At 70.0% G+C, this 10,304-nt stretch carries 8 protein-coding genes and 1 pseudogene; 3 read left to right on the top strand and 6 right to left on the bottom strand.

What is annotated here, in order from left to right; translation table 11 throughout:
- From GCU69_RS16905 to GCU69_RS16930, 6 genes and pseudogenes are all read right to left on the bottom strand, one after another.
- Positions 1–255 (bottom strand): hypothetical protein (locus GCU69_RS16905; RefSeq protein ID WP_156206530.1); only part of this gene is annotated, 255 nt, incomplete at its 3' end.
- On the bottom strand, positions 252–1,808 hold the full coding sequence (locus GCU69_RS16910; protein ID WP_156206531.1) for a PrsW family intramembrane metalloprotease: 1,557 nt from the start codon (positions 1,806–1,808) through the stop codon (positions 252–254). The genes GCU69_RS16905 and GCU69_RS16910, both read right to left, overlap by 4 nt.
- A complete protein-coding gene (locus GCU69_RS16915) occupies positions 1,805–2,371 on the bottom strand; it encodes a chromosomal replication initiator protein DnaA (RefSeq protein WP_218037941.1) in 567 nt (188 codons plus the stop codon). The genes GCU69_RS16910 and GCU69_RS16915 overlap by 4 nt, the downstream gene beginning before the upstream one ends.
- Positions 2,372–2,738: 367 nt before the next feature.
- Complete coding sequence (locus GCU69_RS16920; protein ID WP_156206533.1) at positions 2,739–3,749, bottom strand: Gfo/Idh/MocA family protein; 1,011 nt, start codon at positions 3,747–3,749, stop codon at positions 2,739–2,741.
- Positions 3,750–4,120: 371 nt separating this feature from the next.
- Positions 4,121–4,551, bottom strand: a pseudogene (locus GCU69_RS33815) (DEAD/DEAH box helicase); the annotation flags it as partial.
- A gap of 292 nt (positions 4,552–4,843) precedes the next feature.
- Positions 4,844–5,494: a TetR/AcrR family transcriptional regulator gene (locus GCU69_RS16930; RefSeq protein ID WP_098755229.1), complete on the bottom strand. Its 651-nt coding sequence runs from the start codon at positions 5,492–5,494 to the stop codon at positions 4,844–4,846.
- Positions 5,495–5,681: 187 nt separating this feature from the next.
- Between GCU69_RS16930 and GCU69_RS16935 the strand changes: the two genes are divergently transcribed.
- The 3 genes from GCU69_RS16935 to GCU69_RS16945 form a co-directional block, all read left to right on the top strand.
- Positions 5,682–7,082, top strand: coding sequence for a flavin monoamine oxidase family protein (locus GCU69_RS16935; RefSeq protein WP_156206534.1), 1,401 nt, complete (start codon positions 5,682–5,684; stop codon positions 7,080–7,082).
- Between the two features lie 142 nt (positions 7,083–7,224).
- Positions 7,225–8,775, top strand: coding sequence for an APC family permease (locus GCU69_RS16940; RefSeq protein WP_156206535.1), 1,551 nt, complete (start codon positions 7,225–7,227; stop codon positions 8,773–8,775).
- A gap of 125 nt (positions 8,776–8,900) precedes the next feature.
- On the top strand, positions 8,901–10,304 hold a 1,404-nt coding region (locus GCU69_RS16945), incomplete at its 3' end, for a gamma-aminobutyraldehyde dehydrogenase (RefSeq protein ID WP_156206536.1).

The raw sequence follows: 10,304 nt of genomic DNA on the forward strand, positions 1-10,304 counted from the left end.
CCAGCTCAGTCCGGCGGCGCCGCCCAGACCGGCGGCGCCGACCCAGGGGGCCGAGGAGTGGCACCCCGGGTCGGAAAGGTCCTCGATGATCTCTGCGAGGTCGTTCCCGTCGACGCGCGGGTCCTGCTGCCGCTCCGCATAGGTGAGCCCGCTGCAGGCCGCCTCGGCGGAGCCGACGCCCAGCAGCAGCGGCACCGCGGTCCAGCAGGCCACGGCCGTGAGCTTCGCCAGCGCGGCGACCGCGCGGCGCCTCACGTGGCCACCCCGGCGTCCGGCCCGGGGAACGGCGCCGCGCCTTCCGCCTTCAGCCGCAGCACGCGCTCACGCAGCTGCGCCTCGTTGCGCGTGTCGTAGGGGTCGACCTCGTCGCGCGAGGCGTGCCACAGGTGCATGCCGAGGTCGAACTGGGCGGCGTGCAGCCGGCCCAGGCGGCGGTGGACCCGTAACCCGCCGCCGCGCCGCAGCGCGTCGACCTTGACCCGGAACCGGCGTGCCGGGTTGAGCAGTGCCGGCAACTCGCCCCAGGTGACCGCGCCGTGGCCACGAGCTGCCTCAGCGGACAGCTCGACCGCGAGCCCGGCGGCCTGATCGCGCAGCCCGCGCCGCAACAGCAGCAGATAGAGCACCAGCAACGGGCCCTGGAGCAGGAGGATCGCGGCGGGGAACACCACCAGCACCCAGACCGCGTCGCTCGCGCCGGGGAACCAGTCGCCCACCTCGTGCTGGAAGTAGCGGAGCAGCAGGTTGTTGGTCGCGTGGGTGCCGATGGCGGCCAGGAAGCCGCAGGCGATGACCGCCCGGCGCGCGCCCGGTGTCCGCAGCTGGCGGGCTATGCCGAAGCCGGCGCCGATGGCCGCGGTGAACGCCGTGTGCGCGGCCATGAGGCCCAGGGACTGCCGCAACCAGTACTGGAGATTGGCGTAGACGCCGTCACCGTAGGTGATGTACAGGACGCTCTCGACATAGTTGAAGCCGAGCCCCGCCATGGCCCCGATCACGACCCCGGAGACCACGCCGTCGAAGTGGCGGCGGAACAGCAGGAACAGCACCGCGATGACCGCGCCCTTGCTCAGCTCCTCGAACACTCCGGCGCCGGTGTAGACCGCGGTGTTCACGGTGTGTTCCAGCTGCTGGGCGCCCGTCCCCGGAGTCCACAGGTAGTTGGGGAGATGGGACCCCAGCCAGGTGCCCATCGTGGCCCCGAAGCCACCTCCCACGACCAGCCCTCCGCCGAAGGCCGCGAGCGGCAGCCACAGCGGCATCCTGCGGTAGCGCTGCGCCCGGTGGATGGCCAGGACGCCGAACACGGTGCTGGGCAGGCACCCCAGGAGGGCCAGGGTGCTGAGACGGGGCGAGACGAAGATGTTGGTCATCGCCACAGAGACGGCCGCGAACGGCAGCACCAGCAGCACGCCGACGGCTGTCCGGCAGCCCCGGGTGAACCGCCGCGAGCGCCCGGCGCCCGCCAGGGCGGCCAGGCCGGCCACGGCGGCGGCCGCCCAGCAGGCCGGGAAGCCGTACACCATCAGTTCGCCGAGCGGCCACGCGATGAGGTCCTCGTTGAGCACGCTGAACGTTCCGTCACCCAGCAGCGGCACGTCGGGGCGGTTCAGGTCGATCAGCATCTCGATCCCCACCCCCACATGCACCAGCACGAGGATGAGCAGCACGGCGCGGGCCCGGGTGTCCCGGGGCGGGGCCGGGGCAGGGGCAGGGGTGGTGTGCGCGTCGGGCGGCGGCCAGGGTGGCTGGTGGGCGGGGAGTGGCGGCGGGCGGAAGGGGGGCGGTGTGCTCGCGGGCACGGTCACGGCGCCTCCGGGAACTCACCGGAGGGACCGGTCGGCGGCGTCCACTCGTCCGGCGCGGAGTCGGAGGAGACCGACGGGCCGGTGGTCGGGAACGTCGAGAAGGCCGAGGAGGTTGAGAAGGCCGAGAGGGTCGGGAAGTCCGTGGGGAAACCGGTCGGGTAATCCGTGGGAAAGCCGGTCGGGTAATCCGTGGGGAAACCGGTCGGGTAATCCGTGGGAAAGCCGGTCGGGTAATCCGTGGGGAAGCCGGTCGGGTAGTCCGTGGGGTAGGTCGGCACGGCGGTCAGCCAGTCCGACGGGAAGTCCGACGGCAGCTCCGTGGGGAAGCCGGTCGGATAGTCCGACGGGAAGCCGGAGGGCAGCTCCGTGGGAAAGCCGGTCGGGAAGCCCGACGGCACGTCCGTGGGAAAACCGGTCGGAACCCCTGAGGGCCAGGCCGTCGGGAGAGGCGTGTCGGGCCGGCCGTTCAGGTCTGGTTCGGTGTCGATCACCAGCGCGAACAGCAGTGCGACGCACGTCGTCACGGTCCCGACGAGCAGGCCGTATACGGCGAAGAAGCGCATGTGCGGTCGTCGTTCGTACCCGGGCCGCTCGGGCTGCGGATCCGGCCGCTCGGCTCCGTCCGGCCCGGCCTCCGGCCCCGACGGCGGCTGCGTTTGCGACGGGAAGGAGGGCGCGGGCGGCCCTGGGGGCTCTGCGGGTGCGTGCGAACCGCCCTTCCAGCTTCTTGTGTTGACCACCCGCATTACCTCCCCCCAAAGAAACACAGTGAATCACCCCGGGTCTGGTGGGGTCTCCACCAGACCCGGAGCGGTTCAGCCCGGGGCAGACGTCGTCACGGCCGCGGGCCGTGTCCGCTGAGGACGAGGGCGTCTGCTCGGGTACGGCACCACTGCTGCCGCCCCGCCACCCGGCCGACTTCCGCCGGCCCTATTCACCGGTGTAGGACACCCCGATGTCCTTGCGGACCGCCTCCATGGTGGCCATCACCGCGATGGACTGCTCGTGGGCGACCAGCGGGCTTTCGATCCCGCCCTCGGCGATCAGCCGTTCCGCTTCCGTCGCCTGGTACTGCATGCCTCTGCCGGTCACCTGCTCCTCGAACCGTTCCAGCTCCTTGCCCGCCGCGTCCTTGACGGTGACCACAGCGGGGCAGTACCACACCGATTTGATGTCGATGCGGCCCTCGGTTCCCAGTAGTACGGCCGTGTTGACGCCCTTGGTCTCCATCGAGGAGTACGAGGTCGAGAGGGCGTCGTTGCGGTGGCGCAGGACCGTCGCGACGCAGGAGTCTGTGCCGGTGTCCCTGAGGGTGCCGCGCCCGGTCACCTCGACGGGGTCTCCGAGGATGTCGTGGGCGAAGGACACCGGGTAGACGCCGAGGTCCAGCAGACAGCCTCCGGCGAGGGCGCGGTTGTTGAGCCGGTGTGCGGGATCTGCCGGGAGCAGCTGCGTGTGATCGGCGTGCAGTGAGCGGATGTCGCCGACCAGGCCTCGTTCGATGACGGACCTCACGTAGGCCATGTGCGGCAGGAATCGCGTCCACATGGCCTCCATGGCGAGGAGACCCTTGCCGCGCGCGAGTTCGTACACCGCGCGCGCCTCGGCGGCGTTCACCGTGAACGCCTTCTCGACCAGCACGTGCTTGCCGCTCTCGAGGGTGGCCGTCGCGTTGGCGGCGTGGAAGTTGTGCGGGGTCGCCACGTAGACGATGTCGACGTCCGGGTCGGCCACGAGTTCCTCGTACGAACCGTGGGCGCGCTCGATGCCCCACCGGCCGGCGAAGGCGCGAGCGCTGTCCGCCGACCGCGACCCGACCGCGGCGACGCGGTGGCCGTGGGTGATGAGGTCGCGGGTGAAGGCGTGGGCGATCCCCCCGGTGGCGAGGACGCCCCAGCCCACCTCGCCCCGGGACAAGGGGGCCGGGTATGCGTCGGCCATACCGTCTCTCCCGCGTAGTCGAGGACGACCTGCAGGGCGTCCTGCGGAGTCCTGTCCAGCATGTCGAAGGCGTCCGCCACCTTCTCGGCCGAATGATCGCGTCGGCACCGAGCCGCTCGGCGAGGGTCCGACGTGCCGGAACGGGGTCGACGACCGTGACGCGCGCACCGTTGAGGCGGGCCAGCTGGGCGACGATCTGCCCGGGAACCCCGCTCCGAAGACGACCACCGACTCGCCGAGATGGATGTCGGCGTCGAGTATCGCGTTGAAGGCGATCGCACCGATCCGCCCGAAGACGCCCGGCATCGGCTCCGTGCCGGGCAGGGCGGCAGCGCCCCGGGTTCAGGCGGAGTTGCTCGGGTCGAGAGAAGCGCGGGCTCCGACAGCACCGCGCGGGCGCTCTCGGAGCCCGCGAGCCGGGCCGCGACCGTGGCGACGGCGATGCGTTCCGGGAGAGCGGCGGAGAACTTCAGGCCGCGTACGGTTCGGGGGTCCACGTCGGGCAGGACCAGGTTCTCGCCGACGCTCTCGCGGGCCGCGCGCCAGTCGGCCGGGGTGAGGTCCTCGCGCAGGCGCAGCCGGCAGTCGGTGGGGCGCTGCAGGGGGTCGGCGACCGGCTGAAGGGTGGCGGCGAGGGTGGCGTTGGCGCGGTGGCCGGCCCGGGTCCACCACCGCACGTCACGTCCGACGCGGGTGATCAGTGTGCCGTCCGGGTGCACGGTGTCGGGCGCGTCGGCTTCGCGCTGCCCTCGAGGCGCGCTTCGGCTCACCTGGTGAGGGAGACGGGCGGGTCCGCGCAACGACTGACCTCTGCCACCGGCGACTTGACGAGGAACCATTCTTGCCGTGGCTGGTGTGATTTTCGCGTCGGAGCCGTCTTGGACAGCCCCGTTCCCCGGGCTGAGCTAGCGACAGTTCGGCAAGTGGCGGCCGCGAGATCCGAGATCGCCATTTCCGCGAACGACCGGATTGGGATCCGGACGTACGACTGACACTTGCGAGCCGGCCTCGGGGCCGACTCGACACTCTCCCGCCCGCGCAGGGGTGACTTCTGCGGGGTGGTGTCCGCACGCACGGCGATCGGTACGGCGTCCTCATCCTCCGAGAGCGTTGAACCGGTCCCGCAGGCCGGCCAGCACCGTGGCGAGTCCGAGCTCGAAGGCGGCCCTGGCCGCATCCCGTCCCACCCGGGCGCCGACCACCTCCGCCAGTACGGGAGCCTGGGCGCTGGGAACGTCGAAGATGTCGTCCGGCGCGGCCGCGTCCATGGCTGACCCGAGAATGAAGGACTCGACCGCCACGACGACGTCCACGATCTGGTCGTCCGGCCACCCGCCGGCGCGCAGCCCGGCGGCGACCTGCTCGTACATGGCGACGGTGTGCGGGGAGCCGGCGATCGGTGTGACCGCGATGACGGGGACCAGCGGCGAGTACCGCGCGTACGCATCGCGATAGGAGTGTGCCCAGGACTCCAGCGCTTCGTCCCAGGGCCGCGCACCGAAGTCGGAGCAGTCGATCTCCCGGTTGACGTGGTCCTGTATCCACAGCAGTAGCTGGCGCTTCGAATTCACGTGGTTGTACAGCGCGGAGGGTGCCACTCCGAGTTGCCGCGCGAGCGCCGCCATCGTGAGCGCGGCGTAGCCCCGAACCTTGATCAACTCCACGGCGGCCCGGGTGATCTTCTCCTGTGACAGCAGTGGCGCCGCAGGGCGCCCGCGACGCCGGGGCTGGTCAGCAGGTGTCACGGCACCATCTTCTCATGGGCCGTTCCGGCGATCTCTCCAGATCGGAGAACGACCCTATTGATCTGTTTTGACCCGACTGATCCACTGCTTGCTCGGTGAGTGAACTTTCTTGACCGTGACCCTTGACGCGGCGCGTACCGCCCAGGGTAAATGAACGTTATTCATATCGCCTCGTGGGAGAAGCGCCATGCACAGCCCCCAGCCCACCCCTCTCAACCTCGATCGGGACGTGGTCGTCGTCGGTGCCGGACCGGCGGGCCTGATGGCCGCCCGACGCCTCAGCAAGGCCGGCGTCGGCGTTGCCGTTCTGGAAGCCCGCGACCGAGTCGGCGGGCGCACGTGGAGCGACACCGTGGACGGCGCCTGGCTGGAGATCGGCGGCCAGTGGGTCTCGCCCGACCAGAGCGAACTGCTCGCGCTTCTCGACGAGCTAGGCATGGAGACCTACGAGCGGTACAGGGACGGTGACTCGGTCTACATCTCCCCGGACGGAACCCGCACCCGTTACGCGGGAGACCGCTTCCCGGTGGGAGGGAAGACGGCCGACGAGATGGAACGTCTGATCCAGCTCCTCGACGCGCTCAGTGCCGAGATCGGCGCCACCGAGCCGTGGGCGCATCCCAGGGCCCGCGAGCTGGACACGATCTCCTTCCACCACTGGCTCCGCCGGCAGTCGGACGACGAAGAGGCATGCCAGAACGTCGGTCTCTTCATCGCGGGCGGGATGCTCACCAAGCCCGCACACGCCTTCTCCGCTCTCCAGGCTGTCCTGATGGCTGCGTCCGCCGGCTCCTTCTCCCACCTCGTCGACGAGGACTTCATCCTCGACCGGCGAGTGGTCGGCGGCATGCAGTCGGTCAGCGAGGCCATGGCCGCCGAACTGGGGGACGACGTCCACTTGTCCACCCCGGTCCGGGCCGTGCGCTGGGACGAGGCGGGAGTCACCGTCGTATCCGACCGCGTCACCGTGCGGGCGAGGAAGGTGATCATGGCCGTGCCGCCGAACCTGTACACCCGGGTCTCCTACGACCCGCCGCTGCCGCGCCGCCAGCACCAGCTCCACCAGCACTTCTCGCTCGGTCTGGTGATCAAGGTGCACGCCGTCTACGAGACGCCGTTCTGGCGCGAGGACGGCCTCTCCGGGACCGGATTCGGCGCCGGGGAGCTCGTACAGGAGGTCTACGACAACACCAACCACGGCGACACCCGCGGCACCCTGGTCGCCTTCGTCTCCGACGAGAAGGCCGACGCCGCCTTCGCGCTGCCGGCCTTGGAACGCCGCCGCCGCATCCTCGAATCCCTCGCCTCCTACCTCGGCGACCGGGCGCTCGAACCGGTGGTCTACCACGAGTCCGACTGGGGCAGCGAGGAGTGGACCCGGGGCGCCTACGCCGCGAGCTTCGACCTCGGCGGCCTCACCCGGTACGGCGCCGACCAGCGCACCCCTGTCGGCCCGATCCACTGGGCCAGCTCCGACTTGGCCGCCGAGGGCTACCAGCACGTCGAGGGCGCTCTGCGGATGGGCCGCGCCACCGCCGAGGAACTGCTCGGCGAGCCGGCGGCCCCTTCCCGGGGCCATGCTCCATGAGCGCTCCGCGCGGCATGCCGCTGAACGATTCATCCCGCCCGGCGCCGGGTCGGCGCACTTTCCTCGGCACCGCAGCAGCCGGAATTTTCCGGCGCCTGCCCATCCCCGTGATGGTTGTGCCTCACACGGATGGAGAACAGTGATGACCACTTCCGTCACGGGCACCACGGCCTCCGGTGACAGCGGCACCAGCGGCAGCAAAGGTTTGGCCACGGGCCGCGTCGGGCTGCTGGGCGCTGTCGTCATCGGGGTCTCGTGCATCGCTCCGGCGTACACGCTCTCGGGCGCGCTCGGCCCGTCCGCGGCCGTGGTGGGCAAGCAGCTCCCGGCGGTCTTCCTCGTCGGCTTCATACCGATGCTCCTGGTCGCCATCGGCTACCGCGAACTGAACCGGGCGATGCCGGACGCCGGCACCACCTTCACCTGGGCCTCCCGGGCCTTCGGTCCGTGGCTGGGCTGGATGGGCAGTTGGGGTCTGCTGGCAGCGACCATCCTGGTCCTCTCGAATCTGGCGGGCATCGCGGTCGACTTCTTCTACCTGCTCCTCGCCCAGATCACGGGCGACGACGCACTGGCCGACCTCACTCGCAGCGTTCCGGTCAACATCGTCACCTGCCTGGTGTTCATGGCACTGGCCGGTTGGATCTCCTACCGCGGGCTCGAGGCCACCAAGGCCGTCCAGTACGTCCTGGTCTCGTTCCAGGTCATTGTCCTGACCTGGTTCTCCGTCGCCGCGTTCTGGCACGTGAGCGACGGGACGGCCTTCGACGCCTCCGCGATCAGCGCGGAGTGGTTCAACCCGTTCGCGGTCGACTCCTTCTCGTCCTTCGCCGCCGGCATTTCCCCGTCGGTCTTCATCTACTGGGGCTGGGACGTCGTCCTCACCATCAACGAGGAGACCAAGGGATCCGCCACCACCCCGGGGCGCGCCGCCCTGACCACCATCATGGCCATCGTCGCCCTCTACCTGGCAGTCGCCCTGGGCGTGCTCAGCTACTCCGGCGTCTCCGACGGTGCTCACGGACTGGGAAATTCCGACATCCAGGAAAACGTCTTCGCGGCGCTGGCCGGGCCGGTGATGGGCCCGACCGCGATTCTGATGTCCCTGGCCGTGCTCTCCTCGTCGACCGCGTCGCTGCAGTCGACGTTCGTGCCCCCGGCACGCACCATGCTCGCCATGGGCCACTACGGCGCGCTCCCGCCGGCCTACGCACGCATCACACGGCGCTTCCAGTCCCCCGGATACGCCACGGTTGCGGCCGCACTGGTGGCATCGGCCTTCTACACCGTCATGCGGGTTCTGTCCGAGGACGTTCTGTGGGACACCATCACAGCACTCGGCATGATGGTCTGCTTCTACTACGGCATCACGGCCCTCGCCTGCGTGTGGTACTTCCGCAAGGAACTCAGCCGTAGCGCGAGGGCATGCCTCATGAAGGGAGTGCTGCCCTGCATCGGCGGCATCCTGCTTCTGGTCTTCTTCGTCCAGACCAGTTACGACTCGATGGACCCCTCGTACGGTTCCGGGTCGCAGATCGGCGGAGTCGGCCTGGTCTTCATCCTCGGCGTCTCCGTACTTCTGCTGGGCGTCGTCGTGATGATCGTGCAGCGGCTCCGACGGCCCGAGTACTTCCGCGGCGAGACTCTTTCGCGCGGTGACTCGACCAGTGGTGACTCGATCACCCTGACCTGACAAGGGACTCACCAAGGGGACCAAGGGGTGATTCGCCACTTCTCGCCCCTCGCAAGGCTTTTCGAAGACGTCATTCCAGATGTGGATGACTCTGCGTACATGATTCGAGAATGAGGAGAGACGCAGTGACCGAAGGACCGCGCCGGCTGCGCAACTACATCGACGGGGAGTTCCGGGACGCCGCCGACGGCCGGACCACCGAGGTGGTCGATCCGGCCACCGGCCGGGCCTACGCCACCGCCCCGCTCTCCGCCGCCGCGGACGTCGACGCCGCCATGGCCGCGGCCGACGCGGCCTTCCCGGCCTGGCGCGACCTCGTACCGGGCGAGCGCCAGAAGGCCCTCCTGAAGATCGCCGACGCGGTCGAGGCGCGCGCCGACGAACTGCTGGCCGCCGAGTGCGAGAACACCGGCAAGCCGCTGGAGCTGACCCGGCAGGAGGAACTGCCGATGATGCTCGACCAGATCCGCTTCTTCGCGGGCGCGGCCCGGATGCTCGAAGGCCGCTCGGCCGGCGAGTACATGGAGGGCCTGACCTCCATCGTCCGCCGTGAGCCGGTCGGGGTCTGCGCGCAGGTCGCGCCGTGGAACTACCCGATGATGATGGCCGTGTGGAAGTTCGCCCCGGCGCTCGCCGCGGGCAACACCGTCGTCCTCAAGCCGTCCGACACCACCCCGGCGTCCACCGTCCTGCTCGCCGAGATCATCGGTTCGATCGTGCCGAAGGGCGTCTTCAACGTCGTCTGCGGCGACCGCGACACCGGGCGGCTCATGGTCGAGCACCGAACCCCGGCGATGGCCTCCATCACCGGTTCGGTCCGCGCCGGCATGCAGGTCGCCGAGAGCGCCGCGAAGGACCTCAAGCGGGTGCACCTGGAGCTGGGCGGCAAGGCGCCGGTCGTCGTGTTCGAGGACGCCGACATCGCCAAGGCCGTCGAAGGCATCTGCGAGGCGGGCTACTTCAACGCGGGCCAGGACTGCACGGCCGCCACCCGGGTGCTCGTCCACGCCTCCGTGCACGACGAGTTCGTGAGCGCCCTGGCCAAGGCCGCCGCCGACGCCAGGACCGGTCCCGGCGAGGACGACCCGTTCTTCGGCCCGCTCAACAACGCCAACCAGCTGGAGCAGGTCAGCGGCTTCATCGAGCGGCTCCCGGCGCACGCCAAGGTCGAGGCGGGCGGCCACCGGGTCGGCGACCGGGGCTACTTCTACGCGGCGACCGTCGTCTCCGGCCTCCGCCAGGACGACGAGATCATCCAGAACGAGGTCTTCGGCCCGGTCATCACCGTCCAGTCCTTCTCGGACGAGTCCGAGGCCGTCGAGCACGCGAACGGTGTCGACTACGCCCTGGCCTCCTCGGTGTGGACCAAGGACCACGGCCGCGCCATGCGCATGTCCAAGGCCCTGGACTTCGGCTGCGTGTGGATCAACACACACATCCCGCTGGTCGCGGAGATGCCACACGGCGGCTTCAAGAAATCCGGCTACGGCAAGGACCTCTCGGCGTACGGCTTCGAGGACTACACCCGC

This window comes from Streptomyces lycii (assembly GCF_009735685.1).
Lineage (GTDB): Bacteria > Actinomycetota > Actinomycetes > Streptomycetales > Streptomycetaceae > Streptomyces > Streptomyces lycii.